The following is a 17,218-nucleotide window of genomic DNA, read 5'->3' on the forward strand; positions in this document are numbered from 1 at the left end:
AGCGTGGAAGCATGATCGTCGCAGACCACCTCACCAAGCGATACGGCACCCGCACCGCCGTGTCCGACGTCTCCTTCACCGTCCCTCCGGGGCGCGTCACCGGGTTCCTCGGCCCCAACGGCGCCGGGAAGTCCACCACGATGCGAATGATCGTGGGACTCGACCGCCCGACCGCCGGCAGCGTCACCGTCAACGGCACGCCGTACGACCGCCTGCGCGCCCCGCTGACCGAGGTCGGCGTGCTCCTGGACGCCAAGGCCGTGCACACCGGACGCTCCGCACGCAACCACCTCCGCGTCATGGCGGCCACGCACGGCATCAGCCGCAGCCGCGTCGACGAGGTGATCGAGATCACCGGCATCGCCTCCGTCGCCGACAAACGTGCGGGCGGGTTCTCGCTCGGCATGGGCCAGCGACTCGGCATCGCCGCGGCGCTTCTCGGCGACCCGCACACGCTCATCCTGGACGAGCCGGTGAACGGACTCGACCCCGAGGGCGTGCGCTGGGTCCGTGAGTTCGTCCGGCACATCGCCGCCGAAGGACGCACGGTGCTGCTGTCGAGCCACCTCATGAGTGAGATGGCACTCACCGCCGATCACGTCATCGTCCTCGGGCGCGGCGAGGTGCTGGCGGACGCTCCGCTGCCTGAGCTCGTGCGGTCGTGGACCACCGAAGTCGTCCTCGTCCGCTCGCCGGAGCTGTCGCGTCTGGTCGAGGTGCTCGCACCCGAGGGCGTCACCGCGACGCGCGCGGAGACGGGCCTGGCGAGTCTTGCCGGCGCCTCGGCGGCCCGGATCGGTGATCTCGCCGCGCGTCACGGCATCCCCCTCCACGAATTGACCCCGCGCAGCGGATCCCTCGAGGACGCCTACCTCGCCCTCACCGGCGACGCGATCGAGTACAAGACGAAGGAACTCGCATGACCACCCTCACCGCGCCCCGGCGCACCACGTACACGGATGCCACGGCGGGCCCGACCTTCCTCCGCACGCTCCGCAGCGAACTGCTGAAGCTCACGACGCTCCGTTCGACCTGGTGGTCTCTGGGGATCGCCGCCGCGCTGTCCCTCGCCATCGCCGCGCTGTACGTCTCGGCGTCCGACGGCGGGTATCCCATCCTCGGGGTTCTCCTGTCGGCGCAGTTCACGATGCTCGTGGCCGGCGTGCTCGGGGCGATCGCGATCACCGGCGAGTACGCCACCGGGATGATCCGCTCGACCCTGACGGCCAATCCGCGTCGCGCCCAGGTGGCGCTCGCCAAGAGCCTCGCCATCGCCCTGCTGGTCGGTGCGGCGACGGCTGTCAGCTCCCTGCTCAGCCTCGCGGTCACCGTTCCGATCTCGTCGACCGCGGTCACCTGGTCGGATCCGACGCAGGCCGTCCTCCCTCTGCTGCTCGGTGTGCTCGCGATGATCGCCTACGCCCTCATCGGCACGGGCTTCGGACTCCTGATCCGCAACGGCGCCGGTGCGATCGCCGCGACCGTCGGCGTCCTCTTCGTCGCCCCGATCGCGGTCAACCTCTTCGCGCTCGGCGGGACGTCCTGGCAGTGGGTCGTCGATCTCGGGCGCTACCTGCCGGTCGCCGCGGGCAGCGACCTGACCGCCATCCCCACCGGCGACATCCTGCAGCCCGCCCTGACGCTCCTCGCGTGGGTCGTGGCGCTCGTGGGCTCGGGCATCGTCGTGCTGCGGCGACGGGACGCCTGACGGATCGGACGAACGACGGATGCCTCGATGCCCAGGTGGCACCGAGGCATCCGTCGTTAGCATGAAGACGATGTCCGTACTCGCCAGCACACCTGACCCCACGACGAGCCCGAGCGCCCCGAGCAGTCCGGCCGATCTCGTCCTCCCCTCCTCCTGGGCGTGGATCGGAGAGCAACTGCTCGGCTTCGGCGGCGTGCTCCTGCAGATCTTCGGGATCATCGTCGGCGTCACGATCGCGGCCTGGGTGCTGCGTCTCATCATCCGGCGCGTGGTCGACCGCATCGTCAACGGTGCGAAGAAGAACGCCCGGGTGGACGACACGCAGGCGCTCGACCGTTCGCCGCTCGCCGCCGTCCGCCTCGTCCAGCGCACGCGGACCCTTGGGACGATCCTTCAGAACATCGTCAACGTCGTGCTCGTGATCGCCGCCCTGGTGTGGATCGCCGGGATCGTCGCGCCCGATGCCCTGGCATCCCTCACCCTGCTCACCGCGGCGATCGGCGCGGGTCTGGGCTTCGGCGCCCAGAACATCGTCAAGGACGTGCTGAACGGGATCTTCATCGTCGCCGAGGACCAGATCGGGATCGGCGACGTCGTGGACCTCGGCCTCGCGACCGGGATCGTGGAGTTCGTTAGCGTGCGCATCACCCATGTCCGCGACGTCAACGGCACGCTCTGGTACGTCCGCAACGGCGAGATCACCCGCATCGGCAACATGTCGCAGGGGTGGGCCCGAGTCATCATCGACCTGGCGGTCCCCGCGGACGCCGACATCGACGAGGTCGAGAAGGCGATGCTCACCGCTGCGAAGACCCTCGCAAAAGAGACGAAGTGGCGGTCCCGCATCATCGAACAGCCCGAGATCTGGGGGCTGGAGTCGATCAGCGGCGATGCCCTGGTGATCCGTCTCGTCATGAAGACCCGATCCGGCGCGAAGGACGATGTGGCGCGGGAGCTGCGCGTGCGTCTGAAGCGGGCGATCGACGCGCTCGGTGTCACCCTCCCGCAGCTGAACTCGATCATCCTCACCGGCGCCGAAGGCGCGCAGAGCGTGCGCGGCGCGCACCCCCCGAAGACCAAGCCCACCCCCGTCGCCACCGCACCCGAACGTCCGGTCTGGCGTCCGCGGCGTAAGAAGCTCGCCGTGTCGGACACGGTGTTGGACGCGGATGCCGTGGCTGCCGAGATCGCGGCGGAGAAGGCGCGTCCGAAGAGGCCGAAGACTGAAGAAGCCGCACCGCGGGTCGACGACGGCGACGTGATCAAGCCCACTCCCCCCGCCGTGCGGGCCGACGACGATGGAGCATCCGCGTGAGCGAGCCGATCAGCCTCTACGAGCAGGTCGGCGGGATGGACACCTTCCGTCGACTCGTCGACGCCTTCTACCGCGGCGTGGCCGAGGACGAAGTGCTGAAGCCGATGTATCCCGAAGAAGACCTCGGGCCCGCGGCGGAACGGCTCACGCTCTTCCTCGCCCAATACTGGGGCGGCCCCACGACCTACGGCGAGCGACGTGGTCACCCGCGCCTGCGGATGCGGCATATGCCGTTCCACGTCGACCCCGACGCACGGGACCGGTGGCTCCGTCACATGCGCGCGGCCGTCGACGAGGTCGCCCTGCCGCCGGCGCTGGAGGCGCCGCTCTGGGACTACCTGGAGCGCGCGGCCCACGCCATGGTGAACACGTTCGAGACGCGCGGAATCGGACCGACCCGCGACGGGCGCGCCGACACCGGTCTGCCCATCCGTCCCGCCGGCTGATCCCGCACGCGGCGATCCACCGGGCCGCACATCCGCCCGTCGCGGGCGAGCTGACGCGTCCCACCGTGACCGAACACGCGTCAGCGACCGAGGAAGTCTCCGAAACCCGGGATGTCGAGGCTCGACAACCGCTCGCCCCAGCCGCCGATCTGCTCGCCCGCTCCCGACACGGCATCCTGAGCCCCACCGGCCCACTCGCCGAGATCGGCTCCGCCGGCGAGGGAGGCGAGATCGACTCCGGATGCCAACGACTCGAGGTCGACCCCCTCGGCGAGGCCGGCGAAATCGACGCCCATCTGCCCGGCGTGCGCGAGCAGCGGCGCTGCGACGGCACTGACGACGGCGCCCCCGGCGACCGCGGCGAGGAGCCCTCCCGCACCGACGACGCCCGCTCCGATGAGGCCGCCACGGCCCGCGCGCGCCAAGATCGTCGACATGCGACCAGGGTGCGCAGCCTCCGCGCGGGCAGCGGTGCGTGCCAGATCGTGGGCGCTGTCCGACCGCGGGCGCTCGGCGGGCGCAAGCTCCGCATCCATCCGCTCCCGCACGTGCGCGCGTTGGGTCGGGCTCAGGCGCGTGAAGGCGTCGCGGTGGATCTCCTCGACGCGGTCGGGATCGGCCGTGCGCAGCAGATAGTCGTAGCGAGCGATCGCCGCGCGGTCGCTCTCCGAGACGGAGGCTGAACCAGCGGCGGGCGAGGCGGGGACAGCTCCGCTCGCCGTCGAGGACGGAGGAGGGACCGCGGGTGTTCCAGGTGTGGTCCCGGAGCGCCCGTCGCCCGTGACCGCGTCCGCGGCTGAGCGCACCACATCACGCCAGTCGGTGCGGCCGCCTCCCGCGCCCGATGGGCGAGACGGCGAGGATGCGGCCTTCTCGACGGCTTGAGAGGCGAGGGAGACGAGGCGGGAGAACGAGACCATGTCGGACCTTCGAACGGGCAGCGCGAAGCTGCGACGTCAAGGTCTCCTCCGCCCGGGTCGGACCGATGCGCCCGGAGACCAATCGTGGTCTCGTGATGACGGAGGCATCGCGACGGGAGTACTCCCCCTGCACGGTTCAGCCTAGGCCGGCCGCCTATGGGACGGCTGAGTCACCCGCCGGTGGCACGCACCGGCGTCAGGCCGGAGCGCACCGGCCCGCGCACGAGCACGTGACCGCGGGCCAGGGTGAGACGCGTCCAGACCCCGCTCGTGCGCACGGCAGCCTGCTCCGCCCCCGCGATGAATCCGAGGGCGTAGGCCGTGAACGCCGTCCCCAGCGGGAGCCCGCCGAGTGCCTCGTCCGGCTGCCCCCACACCTGGGCGCGCACCGTGCGGACGACATCCTCGCCCGGATCGGACGGGAGGGCGTCGGCCACGGCCGCGATACCGTACTGCGCCCGGGCGGCGAGGACCGCGCTGTCGAGAGCATCCACCTCGGTCCAGCCTCCACGCGGTGGGGACACCCCCGCCCAGGCCGGGGCGCTCGCGATCTCGGGCAGGACGACCGCGGAGGCGTCGTCGGGTGCGGCAAGGAGAGCGGATGCCTCGACCACGAGATCGCACTGCAGCTCCGGGTCGATCAGCGACACGCGAAGGCCCAGCACGGTGGGCGTGGCATCCAGAAGCCCCCGGGGGGCGAGCGGGGCGGCCGTGGTCACGAGGACCCCGCCGTCGGCGCGGAGCCGCACCGTCCCGTCACCGAGCCGGACGGCGCGGGAGGCGAAGGTCAGCAGGTCGGCGGCCGCCTGCGGGTCGGGGAACAACAGGCGCGCGGACACCCGCCCTAAACTATCAAGCGACGCAGACCTCTGCGGCGGAACGGGAGTGAGCGTGACCGACGCCATCGACCCCGTCGCCTCTCTGCTCGCGGTGCTCGACCTCCGCGACGCGGGCGCACGGACCACCGAAGACATCTTCACCGGCGTCTCGCAGCCCATGCCGTTCGGGCGTGTCTTCGGCGGGCAGGTGCTCGCGCAGTCCATCGAGGCGGCGTCGCGAACCCTTCCGCCCGAACGCACGGTGCACTCGATGCACGGGTATTTCCTCCGGCCGGGCGACCCGTCCGACGGCGTCACGTTCTCGGTCGATCGCATCCACGACGGACGGTCGTTCTCGACGCGCCGGACTCAGGCCTTCCAGGCCGGCGTCCCGATCTTCTCGATGATCGCGTCGTTCCAGGACGACGACCCCGGTCTCGAACACGCGGAGCCGATGCCGGAGGGCATTCCTCAGCCCGAAGACCTGCCGCCGCTCGACGACGCGTCTCTGCACCCGCTGAGCCGACGCGCGATCGCGGACAGCCCGGTCGAGGTCGTGCACGTCCCGTCTCCGGTGTACACCGTCGTGGAGGGGCCGCACGTTCCCCGTCAAGCGGTGTGGATGCGCACGCGGCGCGCGCTGCCCGACGACCCGGCCGTGCACCGCGCCGCGCTCGCCTATCTCAGCGACCTCACCATCCAGGAGCCGATCCTGCGCGGTCACGGTGTGCCGTGGGGTACCCGCGGGCTGCGGGTGGCGAGTCTCGACCACGCCATGTGGTGGCATCGCGCCGGGCGGGTCGACCAGTGGCTCCTCTACGTGCAGGAGTCGCCGAACGCGCGCGGGGGGCGCGGCCTGTCGACCGGTCGCATCTACACGCGCGAGGGCACACTCCTCGCGAGTGTGGCCCAGGAGGTCATGGTGCGGGTACCGGGCGAAAACGGCGCGTGAGTCGCCAAGAATCGTCGCTTCCGGCTGCATTCAGGCGACAGAACTTGGCGACTCACGCGGGCTCGCGGCGTCAGCGGCCGCGGCGTCGGTACTCGATCGGGTCGCCGACGTAGGGGCCCCACGCGGCGCGCTCGGTCTCGCTCCAGCGGATGGGGCGTCCGCTCGCGGTGTCGACGAGCACGACGACGGCGGTCGCCCGCGCGTAGAGCACGGGCTCGTCCTCGCCGACGGGACTGAAGACCTCGAAGCAGATGTCGGCGCTCGAGCCGCCCATCGCGCCGATCCACAGGCGCACGTCGAGTGGACGCTGGCTGTAGGGAACCGGGCGGAGGTACTCGATCTCCTGCCGGGCGATCAGGGTCGCCCGCTCGCCGCCGCTTTCCAGGACGCTCATGTCGAAGACCGCGGTCGGGAGGGCCTCGCCCTCTTCGTCACCGCGCCAGAAGGCGCGCAGACGCGCCTCCTCGAGGAGCTTGAGCATCGAGGTGTTGTTGACGTGCCCGAGCGCGTCGAGATCACCCCAGCGCAGGTGGATGGGGACGTGCAGCCGCGCGGGCCCGGCCGCAGCCGGACCCGCGGGCGCCGTCGACTCAGTCACGCGTGAGCTTGCGGTAGGTCGAACGCGACGGGTTGGCCGCGTCGGCACCGAGGCGCTCGATCTTGTTCGCCTCGTAGGCCTCGAAGTTGCCCTCGAACCAGTGCCACTGGTCGGGGTGCTCCTCGGTGCCTTCGTAGGCGAGGATGTGCGTCGCGATGCGGTCGAGGAACCACCGGTCGTGGGTGATGACCACGGCGCAACCGGGGAACTCGAGGAGGGCGTTCTCGAGCGAACTCAGCGTCTCGACGTCGAGGTCGTTCGTCGGCTCGTCGAGGAGCAGCAGGTTGCCGCCCTCCTTCAGCGTGAGCGCGAGGTTCAGGCGGTTGCGCTCACCGCCGGAGAGGACGCCGGCCTTCTTCTGCTGGTCGGGCCCCTTGAAGCCGAACTTCGACACGTAGGCGCGCGACGGGATCTCGGTCTTGCCGACCGTGATGATGTCGAGGCCGTCCGAGACGACCTCCCACAGCGTCTTCTCGGGGTCGATGTTCGCGCGCGACTGGTCGACGTAGCTGATCTTGACGGTCTCGCCCATCTTGAGCGTCCCGCCGTCCAGCGGCTCGAGACCCACGATCGTCTTGAACAGCGTCGTCTTTCCGACACCGTTCGGTCCGATGACGCCGACGATGCCGTTGGGCGGCAGGTTGAAGCTCAGGTTACTGATGAGCGAGCGGTCACCGAAGCGCTTCTCGAGCTTCTTGGCGTCGATCACGATGCTGCCCAGACGCGGGCCCGCGGGGATCTGGATCTCGTCGAAGTCGAGCTTCCGCGTGCGCTCCGCCTCGGCGGCCATCTCCTCGTAACGGGCGAGGCGCGCCTTCGACTTGACCTGGCGGCCCTTGGCGTTCGAGCGGACCCACTCGAGTTCTTCCTTCAGGCGCTTGGCGAGCTTGGCATCCTTCTTGCCCTGGACGTCGAGGCGCTGCGCCTTCTTGTCGAGGTAGGTGGAGTAGTTGCCCTCGTACGGGTAGAGGTGCCCGCGGTCGACCTCGGCGATCCATTCCGCGACGTTGTCGAGGAAGTACCGGTCGTGGGTGATCGCGATGACGGCACCCTTGTACGCCTTCAAGTGCTGCTCGAGCCACAGCACGCTTTCGGCGTCGAGGTGGTTGGTGGGCTCGTCGAGCAGGAGCAGGTCGGGCTTCTGCAGCAGGAGCTTCGCCAGCGCGACGCGGCGGCGCTCACCACCCGACAGCGGCACGACGCTGGCGTCGGCCGGCGGGGTGCGCAGAGCGTCCATGGCCTGCTCGAGCTGCGAGTCGAGGTCCCACCCGTCCGCGGCGTCGATCTCTTCCTGCAGGGTGCCCATCTCGGCCAGCAGCGCGTCGAAGTCGGCGTCGGGATCCGCCATGAGCGCGGAGATCTCGTTGAAGCGGTCGAGCTTCGGCTTGATCGCGACGCCGTCCTGGATGTTCTCCAGCACGGTCTTGCTCTCGTCGAGCTCGGGCTCCTGCATGAGGATGCCGACGGTGAACCCGGGGCTCAGGCGCGCCTCGCCGTTGGAGGGGGTGTCGAGCCCCGCCATGATCTTGAGGATCGTTGACTTACCGGCACCGTTCGGTCCCACCATGCCGATCTTGGCACCGGGGAGGAACGACATCGTGACGTCGTCGAGGATCAGTTTGTCGCCCACGGCCTTGCGGGCGCGGACCATGGAATAGATGTATTCGGCCATCGAGGACGTACCACCTTCGATCGGGGATGAGGGCCGCGCCCGCCCGGTTCGCCGACTCGATCTCGGCGGAGCACCCGGGTGCGCGGAAGTCCCGATCAGCCTATCAAGGCCGCCTGTGCGGGCGCCGTCCGACGCGGGCCACGGGTGAGCGGAGCCACGGCGACGGCCGAGCCGCTCACGACGGGGTCACCGCCCGCGGACCGGCACCCCGGTTTCCACCCGGGACCGTGGTGTCACCAGTCGATCGCGCGCGTCTGCCCGATCAGGCACGCGCCGGTGGACAGCCCCGGCAGCACGGTGGCCACGGGGTCGCCGATGGACGGGCCCACCTGACCGACGAGGCAGTCCTCGCCCCACCGCACCGCGAACTCGATGCTCTCGGCGGGGTTGCCGATCGTCGTGGCGTCGGGTGTGACCTGCATCGCCGACTTTTCGAAACCGGCGGCGACGAGGGCGTCGACGTAGGCCCGCCCGGACACCTGGTCGGGTCCGGCCCACACCGCGCGCACGACATCCGCGAAGAGGGGGAGGTTCTCCGCCGCCGACCCGGCGGGGACGAGGGCCGGGACCGCAGCGGACGCCGAGGGAGTCGTCGCTGCCGACGCCGTCGCCGCGGGGGTCGCGACCGCCTCGGAGGGACCGGCGGGCGGCGTCGGGGTGCACCCCGCCAGCGCGAGAACGGCGGCCGCCGCCAGAACGGTGGCCGGTCGGGGTGTCAGGCGAATCACTCGCCCGAGTCTACGGACCGACCGCGCGCGCCCCGCCCCTCAGAACGGGGTCGTGTCGCCGACCTCGACGAGGGCGGGAGTCGACGTCCCCCCTTCGACGCCGTCCGGATCGAGTGCCCCGGCGGGAACGGACGGCGATTCTCCCGGCACGGCCCACGCATCGTCGCCGCCCTCGGACGACGCACTCGACGCTTCACCCGATCCGGCGGCGGAGGGGTCGTCGCGCCGGACGCTCCGACGGAACGTCGACGCGCCCCACCGAAGATCGTGTCCGACGGCGTCCGCGGTGACGTCGGCGCTGACTCCGCGTTTGGCATCGGTCTCCCACTCGCGCAGGCGGAGCCGGCCCGCGACGATGACGCGTTCGCCCTTGCGGAGCGAGGCCAGCGCGTTCCTTCCCAGTTCACCGAAGACCGAGACGGCGTAGTAGTTGGTGTGTCCGTCGATCCATTGGCCGCGTTCCCGGTCGAACCGGCGCTCGCTCACGGCGAGACGGAACGCCGCGATCGGGTCGCCGCCACGGGTGGCTCGCTCCTCGGGGTCTCCGATGATGTTGCCGACGAGGGTGATGTGGTCGCTCATGATGTGTCCTCTCTGGGTTCGGGCTCCGGCATCCGTGTGCCCGACGGACGCCGGAGCCAGGGACAGAATGACCGGTCGGGCAGGTGGGCCGTGGGCCGCGGATGCCGTTCCGTGGAGAAGTCCGACGAACCGATCAGTGGGGAGAAGGAGCACCCCGGCGATGTCGGAGGCCCCTCGTAGCGTGAGGGCATGACCACCGCACTGTGGAACGACCTCGCCCCGGCCCCGCGCCCGGCCGGGTGGGGAGCGGCGACGCACGTCGCCGCGGGCCTGTGGCGCATCGCGGACCCGCGCGGCGTCGTCGTGGGTCACGTGCGCGCGATCGCCGCCGATGAGGGGTGGCGGTACGCGGCCGAGCGTTTCCATGCGACGACGGGTCGGTTCCGCCGGTTGGGCGAGTTCTGGTCGTCCAACGACGCACTGGAGTGCCTCCGCTACGCGCGGTAGAGCTCCACACGGGCGCGCCGCGGCGACCCGGCGAGGTCGGACACGGCCGCACGGAGCGCGCCGCGATGATCGGGGCTGCAGAAAACAGACCCGCTACGCCCTCGCGGCTCAGACGACGGTCGCGAGGTCGTCGAGCGCCGCTCCCGCCGCTGTCCCGCGCACGTCCTCCCAAGCGTGCCGGAGGATGTCGACGGCGCGCTCGAGCGTGTGAGGTGCGGCGGTGAACGGGATGCGCAGCCGCCGGTCGTGTCCTCCCTCGACCGCGAAGCGCGAGCCGGCGGAGAGGAGCAGCCCACGGGCCCGCGCGCTCATCACGAGCGGGGTGCTGACCGGTTCTCCGAGGCCGACCCACAGCGACACCCCTCCGTGCGCGTGCGGGATCTCCCATTCGGGGAAGCGCTCGACCAGTGCGCGCGTGAGTGCATCCCGACCGGCGCGCAGCAGATCCGCGCGCTGCGTGCTGATCTCATCGAGCCGGTGCAGCAGACGCGCCGCCACGGCCTGCTCGAACTCCGGGGTGCCCAGATCGTGCACCGGTCGGCCGCTCGCCAACCGCCGCACGATGTCGGCTTCGGCCCGAACCCATCCGACGCGTAGGCCGCCCCACACCGTCTTCCCCAGGGAACCGACCCTCACGATCCGGCCCAGGTCGGGGAAGGCGACCGGCGCGGTCGGACGGTCGATGTCCAGGCCCGCGGTCGTCTCGTCCAGCACGAGGTACGTCCCGGCGCGCTGCGCACCGTCGACGAACGCGGTCACCTCCTCCCGGCCCATGGTGCGACCGGTCGGGTTCTGGAACTCGGGCATGAGATAGGCCAGAGCCGGCAGCACGCGGGCGAACGTCTGCGCCGCTCGATCGAGATCCCACCCGTCGTCCGGGGAGACGGGGACGCCGACGAGTCGGGCGCCCACGGCTCGGAAGGCGTCCGCGCCGTGGGGGTAGGTCGGCGTCTCGATGAGGACGCGGTCGGCGCGCGACAGGAGGACCGACGCGATCAGGTGCAGTGCGCTCTGCGCCCCCGTGGTCACCAGGATCTGGTCGGGCTCGGTCGCGAGTCCGCGGTCGCGATAGTGCTGGGCGATGGCTTCGCGCAGTCCCGGCTCCCCGACGACGTCGTACCCCGTACGTGCGACGAGTGCGGCGGCATCCTGAGCCACGTCCTGGATGACCGCCGGCAGACCGGGCCAGGCTGCGGGGCTCGCCTGCTGAAGGTCGATGACGCCGTCGCGCCGGTCGTCCGCGCCGGGGTCGTTGCGCCGGAGTGGCAGGGTCACGCTCCCGCTCCCCCGCAGGCTCTCGATGTGGCCGGTGTCGCGCAGGCTGCGGTACGTGGCGGCCACGGTGGTGCGACTCAATCCCAGGGCCGCGGCCAGCTCGCGCTCGGCGGGGAGCGCGGTGCGCGGTGCGATGCGGTTGTCGAGGCACAGGAGGCGGATGCCGTCGGCCAGCGCCTCGTAGGCGGGGCCGCGGCCGCGCCAGCCACCGAGCGCCTCGGCGAGGGCGCGGGCGGAGATGCGGGAGTCCATGAGGCCAGAGTAACCAGATTGGCACGCTTGCATAGACCCAATCCGGTGATTGGCTTCTTTCGTGACCACCCGGATCCTTCGCCTCTTCACCGGCCTGTGCCTCTACGGCTTCGGCTGCGCCCTCACCATCGCGGCCGGTCTCGGCGTCGACCCGTGGACGGTGTTCGCCGAGGGGCTCTCGCGCGTCACGGGGATCGGTGTCGGCTGGATCACCAACATCGTCGGACTCGGCGTGCTGCTCCTGTGGATCCCCCTGCGGCAGAGACCCGGTGTCGGCACGGTGGCCAACATCCTCCTGGTCGGGACGAGCATCCAGGTGTCTCTGACGTTCCTGCCGCATCCCGACACCCTGCTCTGGCAGGCGCTGATGCTCGTGGGCGGAGTGGTCACCGTCGCGGCGGCCTCCGGGCTGTACATCGGCGCGCGCTTCGGACCCGGTCCGCGCGACGGGCTGATGACCGGAATCCACGCCCGTTTCGGTTGGCCGATCTGGGCCTCGCGGCTCGCCGTCGAGGGCACCGTGCTGGTGGCGGGCTGGCTCCTCGGCGGCACGGTCGGCATCGGCACGGTCGTGTTCGCCCTCGGGATCGGACCGCTGGTGCACGTCGCACTGCGCCTGTTGGCCGCACCCGAGCCGCGACGGCGTCTTCACCGCCCGGCCCGGGTGTGACGCCCGGCGGGGTCGCGGACGCTTCCTCGCCTCCACGACACGCTGGGGGGCTCAGTGCTCCCGGAACTGGGGCCGATCACTCCCGGGCTTCAGGTGCGAATGCACCGCGTTCTTGGCGATATCCATCGTGGGGTAGACCCCGAGGCGTTCGTCCCTGCCGGTCATGTGCACGGCGTAGCCCTCGGCATCCTTCTGGATGGTTCCGACCACTCCGCCGGGACCGTAGGCGACCCACAGTCGTCGCGTCGTCGTTTCGGACATGGTGCTCCTTTCGTTCGATCTGGCCGGAGCGTACGCCCGCCCGTCCGGCCCCGCCAGGGGGTCGACCACGGCGCGAGCGGGTCACCGATATCCTGGTGGCGACCCCCAGTAGCTCAGTGGATAGAGCAGCGGCCTTCTAATCCGCCGGTCGCACGTTCGAATCGTGCCTGGGGGACCGACTCCCCCGTCTCACCCCGTCAGTAGGATGACGGGATGGTAAGCGCCTCTGAGAACGACCGGCTCGTGTGGATCGACTGCGAGATGACGGGACTCGACCTCGCGGTCGACGAGCTCGTCGAGATCGCGATCGTCGTCACCGATTTCGAGCTGAACGTCCTCGACCCCGGCTTCCAGGTCGTGATCAAGCCCGACGCCTCGGCCCTGGCGAACATGGGCGACTTCGTCACCGAGATGCACCGGTCCTCGGGTCTGCTCGACGAGATCCCGAACGGCGTGAGCCTGGCGGATGCCGAGTTCCAGGCGCTCGAGTACATCCAGCGCTTCGCCCCGCTCGAGGGCAAGGCGCCCCTGGCGGGCAACACGATCGGCACGGACCGCATGTTCCTCGCGAAGTACATGCCGCGGGTCGACCGCTGGCTGCACTACCGGAACGTGGACGTGTCGAGCATCAAAGAGCTCTCGCGCCGCTGGTATCCGCGCGCCTACTTCAACGCTCCCGCGAAGAACGGCGGGCATCGCGCCCTCGCCGACATCCTCGAGTCCATCCGCGAGCTGGCGTACTACCGCAAGGCCGTCTTCGTGCCGGAGCCGGGCCCCACGAGCGACGAGGCGAAGGGCGCCGCATCGTCGGTCGTTTCGTCGTTCGCGCGGGACGTATGACATAATCGTTCAGTTGTCCGCTTCGGTGGACACATGGTGGCTATAGCTCAGTTGGTAGAGCACCGCGTTGTGGTCGCGGGGGTCGCGGGTTCAAGTCCCGTTAGCCACCCCAACCCCGAAGGCCCGCCTCTCCGGCGGGCCTTCGTCGTTCCGGCCGGTGCCCTGCGAGGACTCATAGAATTGGGCGGACGGAGCGCGAGGCATCCCCGCCGACGTCCGCAGGAACGGGAGAACCATGCACGACGAGGTGGACGAGCACGCGTGGCTCGACCTCGACGGTGCCGCGTTCGAGGCCCTGGTCGTGGACGAGCTGGACCGCCTCCCGGACGACATGGTCGACGGGCTCGACAACGTCGTGTTCGTCGTCGAGGACCGCCCCGAGGATGGATCGCTCGATCTCCTCGGCCTCTACGACGGATGGGCTCTCACCGAACGTGAACGCTACGGCGTGGGCGAACTCCCCGACCGGATCATCGTCTACCGCGAGCCGCACCTCGCCGCCTGTGCGGACGAGGACGAGCTCCGCGGCGAGATCCACACCACCCTCGTCCACGAGATCGCCCACTTCTACGGCATCGACGACGCGCGTCTCCACGAACTCGGATGGGCGTGATGGCCGGTATCGCGGTTCCCGACCTCGACGAGATCACCGAGATCGAGGCCGCTCCCCCGACCTCGTGGCAGACGGTCGTCTGGAACGACCCCGTCAACCTGATGAGCTACGTCGTCCACGTCTTCCGCACGTACTTCGGCTTCGACGCCGACACCGCCCATCGGCTCATGCTCTCCGTGCATCACGACGGGCACGCCGTCGTGGCCCGGGGCCCGCGCGAGGTCATGGAGGTGCACGCGCAGGCGCTGCACGATTACGGCCTCTGGGCTACGGTGCGAAAGGATCCGCGATGAACGACCGCATCGTCGTGCTCGAGGTCAGTGGGCTCGAGGCGCTCCACCTGGCGGGGATCGTCGGGCAGTTCCGCGATCTCATCGTCGACGCCGGACGAGAGGACGACCCCGCCGTCCTGCGACTCCTCCCCGACGCGTATCCCGACGACGACGACGCCAGCCGGGAGTTCCGCCGGCTGACCGGCGCCGACATGCTCGAGCGGCGCGCAGACGACGCCCGCACGGTCCTCGACACCCTCGGCATGGACGGTGGCGAGCTCGACCCCGCGAGCGACCCCGACACGACCATCACCGTGGCCCTCGGCGAGACCGAGGCGCGCGCCTGGATGCGGACCCTCTCGGCGGTCCGGCTCGTGCTGGCGACCCGGCTCGGCATCCAGGATCAGGACGAGCACCGTCCGGATGACGCGCGCTTCGGGATCTACGACTGGGTCGGCTACCGCTTGGACGGCCTGGTCGCGGCCCTCGACCGGAACCTCGAGGATCCCCCGCGCCGCTGAGGCGTCACGGCAGGAACACCACGACGGATGCCAGCGCCTGCGGCTGGTGATCGGCGAGGTGCGCATTCTCCTGAGCCGCCCACCGGTCCCAGTGGGGGCGGTAGGTCTCGCCGTCGCGGCGGAGCGCGCGGTCCTTGCGCGGCCCGTCCGGCGCGTCGACCCAGACGCGCACGTCGGCGAGCGTCGCCGCGGCCGGTGTGAGGATCCCCGCCCCTTCGACCACGAGGGGCAGTGAGGGGTCGACGGCGTGCGCCTCGGCGCGTTCACCCGCCTCCCAATCCCAGCGTTGCCATACGCCGATCGTCCCCTTCGCGTGGGGCAGCAGGATCGTCTCGCGAGCGTACTCGGCTCCCTCGGCGAGTCCTCCCCAGCCGGGGTAGAGGTCATCGAGAGCGACGAGCTGCACCCGGCTGCGCCCCGGCCAGGCACTGACCAGGCGACGGGCGAGCGAACTCTTGCCCGCCCCGCTGCGGCCGTCGATGAGCACGACGGGATTGGACGCCCCCACCGCCGACACCCGCGACGACACCGCCCCGACCGCGGCGGTCAGGGCGTCGTCGAGGGGATCGCCGCTACTTCTTGAGGGCGCGGATGACACGGCTGAGCGCGCGACCGGCGACCCACACGAACGGGATGCCGACGGCGAGCAGGGACACGAGGTTCGGGTCGAAGCGGAGGTCGTCACCGCGACGGATGTACGCGCCGAGCGGGAGCGTGTACCCGCCGCCACCTCCGCCGCCGTTGCCCTGTTCGTCCGAGCCGCCGCCGAATCCGGCCCAGGTCAGGGCGACCGGGACGATGCGCACGCCGTCCACGTCCTGCTGCTCGCCGTAGGCGGAGGTGACGCCGAAGCTGGTGGCCTGCTTGCCGAGTTCCAATGCGATGTTGGGCATGGACCCCACCGTACCCGCCCGTGATCGACGCGCCCAGGGGCGTTGCGCACCGGGCGGCGCCGTGTCAGTGGTCGTACGAGGGACGCGGATTCGTGGGCAGCGCGCCGCCGCCGCGCGACGGGCCGAGGAGCGATCCGCGGGTGACGGCGCCGCGTCCGAACCGCGCGGTCGCGCCGTCGAGCGCTCCTTCCACCCGTCGCCACTCCGCGTCGTCGTCCCACAGCGTCGCGGCGGTCGCGGTCGGCCGCAGCTTCTCGCCGCGGACGCCGACGAGCCGCACCGCCTGACGGCGGTCGATCCCGTCGAACAGCTCGATCGCGGCATCCCCGATCCGCTGTCCGACCGACGTGGGTTCGGGGAGGGTCCGCGAGCGGCTCAGCGTCGTGAAGTCGCTGAACCGCACCTTGATGGAGATGGTGGATGCCTCGAACCCCTGGTTCCGCAGGCGCGCGCCCACCCGGTCGGCCAGCCGGCGCAGCTCGACGTGGAGCGTGCGCGTGTCCGAGATGTCGGTGTGGAACGTCTCTTCGTGCCCGACGCTCTTCTCCGTGCGCCCGGTGTGCACCTCTCGGGCGTCGATGCCGCGGGCGAGGTGCCAGATGCGTTCACCCATGGCCGGCCCGAGCACCTTCTCGAGCGCCGGGCGCGGAGTGTCGAGCACGTCGGAGATGAGACGGATGCCCCGCGATTCGAGAGCCACCGCCGCCTTCGGCCCCACTCCCCAGAGCGCACGGACCGAGCGCGGCCGCAGGAACGCCTCGGTGTCCGCTTCGGCGACGATCAACAGGCCGTCGGGCTTGGAGATCGTCGAGGCCATCTTGGCCACGTGCTTGGTCGCCGCGACCCCCACGCTGCACGTCAGACCGGTGCGTTCCTTGACCCGGACCCGCAGATCGCGCGCGATCCTCCCCGGACTCCCCCACAGCCGTCGAGCCCCGCGCACGTCGAGGAACGCCTCGTCGATCGACAGGGGCTCCACGAGCGGGGTGATCTCGTCGAAGATCGCCATGACCTGGCGGGACATCTCGGTGTACCGCGAGTACGGCGGATTCACGACGATCGCGTTCGGGCACAGGCGCAGGGCGATCGCCACCGGCATCGCGGACTTCACGCCGTAGCGTCGCGCCTCGTACGACGCGCTGGACACGACCCCGCGCCCTTCGGAGCCGCCGATGATGAGCGGCTTGCCCGCGAGCGACGGGTCGTCGAGCACCGCGACCGAGGCGAAGAACGCGTCCATGTCGACGTGCAGGATGCCGGTCCCCGTGTCGTCGGCACCGGGCGGCGAGACGATGCGCCCCGTCCCGTCTCCGCGTCCCATGGCATCCATTCTCCCCCGGGCCTCCGACATCGCGGCCGGGGACGGGCGGCGGCGCGCGCGTCCGCTCAGCGATCCGCACAACCTCATCCCAAATCCCCCGAAGCCGACTGGCCT

General features: G+C 70.8%; 22 protein-coding genes and 2 tRNA genes. 13 read left to right on the top strand and 11 right to left on the bottom strand.

What is annotated here, in order from left to right:
* Positions 1 to 11 precede the first annotated feature (11 nt).
* The 4 genes from CSIV_RS11680 to CSIV_RS11695 all read left to right on the top strand — a co-directional run bounded on the left by CSIV_RS11680 (position 12) and on the right by CSIV_RS11695 (position 3,469).
* Positions 12 to 923 carry an ABC transporter ATP-binding protein gene (locus CSIV_RS11680; protein WP_077051584.1) on the top strand — a complete coding sequence of 304 codons (912 nt, stop codon included), beginning with the start codon at positions 12 to 14 and terminating at the stop codon, positions 921 to 923.
* A complete protein-coding gene (locus CSIV_RS11685; RefSeq protein WP_077051585.1) occupies positions 920 to 1,708 on the top strand; it encodes an ABC transporter permease subunit in 789 nt (262 codons plus the stop codon). The genes CSIV_RS11680 and CSIV_RS11685 overlap by 4 nt, the downstream gene beginning before the upstream one ends.
* Before the next feature lie 70 nt (positions 1,709 to 1,778).
* Positions 1,779 to 3,023, top strand: coding sequence for a mechanosensitive ion channel family protein (locus CSIV_RS11690; RefSeq protein WP_083735214.1), 1,245 nt, complete (start codon positions 1,779 to 1,781; stop codon positions 3,021 to 3,023).
* Complete coding sequence (locus tag CSIV_RS11695; RefSeq protein WP_139340697.1) at positions 3,020 to 3,469, top strand: globin; 450 nt, start codon at positions 3,020 to 3,022, stop codon at positions 3,467 to 3,469. The genes CSIV_RS11690 and CSIV_RS11695 overlap by 4 nt, the downstream gene beginning before the upstream one ends.
* Positions 3,470 to 3,549: 80 nt before the next feature.
* Here CSIV_RS11695 and CSIV_RS11700 read toward each other — a convergent pair whose 3' ends face one another.
* Both CSIV_RS11700 and CSIV_RS11705 read right to left on the bottom strand, forming a co-directional pair.
* The gene (locus CSIV_RS11700; protein WP_077051586.1) at positions 3,550 to 4,389 is read right to left on the bottom strand and encodes a cation-transporting ATPase; all 840 of its coding nucleotides are present in this window, start codon (positions 4,387 to 4,389) and stop codon (positions 3,550 to 3,552) included.
* A gap of 170 nt (positions 4,390 to 4,559) precedes the next feature.
* Positions 4,560 to 5,228, bottom strand: a complete 669-nt coding sequence (locus tag CSIV_RS11705) for a hypothetical protein (RefSeq protein WP_077051587.1) — start codon at positions 5,226 to 5,228, stop codon at positions 4,560 to 4,562.
* 52 nt (positions 5,229 to 5,280) lie between these two features.
* On the opposite strand from CSIV_RS11705, the gene CSIV_RS11710 reads away from it, so the two are divergent.
* Positions 5,281 to 6,159 (top strand): acyl-CoA thioesterase, encoded by an 879-nt coding sequence (locus tag CSIV_RS11710; RefSeq protein ID WP_139340698.1) that lies wholly within the window; start codon positions 5,281 to 5,283, stop codon positions 6,157 to 6,159.
* 70 nt (positions 6,160 to 6,229) lie between these two features.
* On the opposite strand, the gene CSIV_RS11715 is transcribed toward CSIV_RS11710, so the two are convergent.
* The 4 genes from CSIV_RS11715 to CSIV_RS11730 all read right to left on the bottom strand — a co-directional run bounded on the left by CSIV_RS11715 (position 6,230) and on the right by CSIV_RS11730 (position 9,739).
* Positions 6,230 to 6,757 carry an acyl-CoA thioesterase gene (locus CSIV_RS11715; protein WP_077051589.1) on the bottom strand — a complete coding sequence of 176 codons (528 nt, stop codon included), beginning with the start codon at positions 6,755 to 6,757 and terminating at the stop codon, positions 6,230 to 6,232.
* Positions 6,750 to 8,429: an energy-dependent translational throttle protein EttA gene (ettA, locus tag CSIV_RS11720; RefSeq protein ID WP_077051590.1), complete on the bottom strand. Its 1,680-nt coding sequence runs from the start codon at positions 8,427 to 8,429 to the stop codon at positions 6,750 to 6,752. The genes CSIV_RS11715 and ettA overlap by 8 nt, the downstream gene beginning before the upstream one ends.
* 233 nt (positions 8,430 to 8,662) lie before the next feature.
* Complete coding sequence (locus CSIV_RS18430; protein ID WP_175627607.1) at positions 8,663 to 9,157, bottom strand: DUF6993 domain-containing protein; 495 nt, start codon at positions 9,155 to 9,157, stop codon at positions 8,663 to 8,665.
* Positions 9,158 to 9,196: 39 nt separating this feature from the next.
* Complete coding sequence (locus CSIV_RS11730) at positions 9,197 to 9,739, bottom strand: single-stranded DNA-binding protein (RefSeq protein WP_077051591.1); 543 nt, start codon at positions 9,737 to 9,739, stop codon at positions 9,197 to 9,199.
* A gap of 189 nt (positions 9,740 to 9,928) precedes the next feature.
* Here CSIV_RS11730 and CSIV_RS11735 point away from each other — a divergent pair, with 189 nt between their 5' ends.
* Positions 9,929 to 10,186: a hypothetical protein gene (locus CSIV_RS11735; RefSeq protein WP_083735121.1), complete on the top strand. Its 258-nt coding sequence runs from the start codon at positions 9,929 to 9,931 to the stop codon at positions 10,184 to 10,186.
* A 108-nt stretch (positions 10,187 to 10,294) separates the two neighbouring features.
* On the opposite strand, the gene yczR is transcribed toward CSIV_RS11735, so the two are convergent.
* Positions 10,295 to 11,713 (bottom strand): MocR-like transcription factor YczR, encoded by a 1,419-nt coding sequence (yczR, locus tag CSIV_RS11740; RefSeq protein WP_077051592.1) that lies wholly within the window; start codon positions 11,711 to 11,713, stop codon positions 10,295 to 10,297.
* A 61-nt stretch (positions 11,714 to 11,774) separates the two neighbouring features.
* Here yczR and yczE point away from each other — a divergent pair, with 61 nt between their 5' ends.
* A complete protein-coding gene (gene yczE / locus CSIV_RS11745) occupies positions 11,775 to 12,383 on the top strand; it encodes a membrane protein YczE (protein WP_077051593.1) in 609 nt (202 codons plus the stop codon).
* A gap of 51 nt (positions 12,384 to 12,434) precedes the next feature.
* Here yczE and CSIV_RS11750 read toward each other — a convergent pair whose 3' ends face one another.
* Entirely contained in the window at positions 12,435 to 12,644 is a 210-nt protein-coding gene (locus tag CSIV_RS11750) for a methyltransferase (RefSeq protein ID WP_077051594.1), read from the bottom strand.
* A 102-nt stretch (positions 12,645 to 12,746) separates the two neighbouring features.
* On the opposite strand from CSIV_RS11750, the gene CSIV_RS11755 reads away from it, so the two are divergent.
* The 6 genes from CSIV_RS11755 (at position 12,747) to CSIV_RS11780 (ending at position 14,890) form a co-directional block, all read left to right on the top strand.
* Positions 12,747 to 12,819: transfer RNA gene (locus tag CSIV_RS11755), tRNA-Arg, on the top strand.
* A 38-nt stretch (positions 12,820 to 12,857) separates the two neighbouring features.
* Positions 12,858 to 13,484 (top strand): oligoribonuclease, encoded by a 627-nt coding sequence (gene orn, locus CSIV_RS11760; protein WP_077051595.1) that lies wholly within the window; start codon positions 12,858 to 12,860, stop codon positions 13,482 to 13,484.
* 36 nt (positions 13,485 to 13,520) lie between these two features.
* Positions 13,521 to 13,596 (top strand) — tRNA-His (locus CSIV_RS11765).
* Positions 13,597 to 13,719: 123 nt separating this feature from the next.
* Entirely contained in the window at positions 13,720 to 14,097 is a 378-nt protein-coding gene (locus CSIV_RS11770) for a metallopeptidase family protein (RefSeq protein WP_077051596.1), read from the top strand.
* Positions 14,088 to 14,390: an ATP-dependent Clp protease adapter ClpS gene (gene clpS, locus CSIV_RS11775; protein WP_077051597.1), complete on the top strand. Its 303-nt coding sequence runs from the start codon at positions 14,088 to 14,090 to the stop codon at positions 14,388 to 14,390. Before CSIV_RS11770 ends, clpS begins: the two co-directional genes overlap by 10 nt.
* Entirely contained in the window at positions 14,387 to 14,890 is a 504-nt protein-coding gene (locus CSIV_RS11780; protein WP_077051598.1) for a DUF2017 family protein, read from the top strand. The genes clpS and CSIV_RS11780 overlap by 4 nt, the downstream gene beginning before the upstream one ends.
* Positions 14,891 to 14,894: 4 nt before the next feature.
* Here the strand turns inward: CSIV_RS11780 and CSIV_RS11785 are convergent, their stop codons facing one another.
* The 3 genes from CSIV_RS11785 to CSIV_RS11795 all read right to left on the bottom strand — a co-directional run bounded on the left by CSIV_RS11785 (position 14,895) and on the right by CSIV_RS11795 (position 17,104).
* Positions 14,895 to 15,488: a hypothetical protein gene (locus CSIV_RS11785; RefSeq protein WP_083735122.1), complete on the bottom strand. Its 594-nt coding sequence runs from the start codon at positions 15,486 to 15,488 to the stop codon at positions 14,895 to 14,897.
* Complete coding sequence (locus CSIV_RS11790) at positions 15,463 to 15,783, bottom strand: hypothetical protein (RefSeq protein ID WP_076490301.1); 321 nt, start codon at positions 15,781 to 15,783, stop codon at positions 15,463 to 15,465. Before CSIV_RS11790 ends, CSIV_RS11785 begins: the two co-directional genes overlap by 26 nt.
* A 64-nt stretch (positions 15,784 to 15,847) precedes the next feature.
* Complete coding sequence (locus CSIV_RS11795) at positions 15,848 to 17,104, bottom strand: DNA polymerase IV (protein ID WP_077051599.1); 1,257 nt, start codon at positions 17,102 to 17,104, stop codon at positions 15,848 to 15,850.
* Positions 17,105 to 17,218: the final 114 nt, after the last annotated feature.

Origin of the sequence: Microbacterium sp. CSI-V (assembly GCF_001984105.1) — a bacterium.
Lineage (GTDB): Bacteria > Actinomycetota > Actinomycetes > Actinomycetales > Microbacteriaceae > Microbacterium.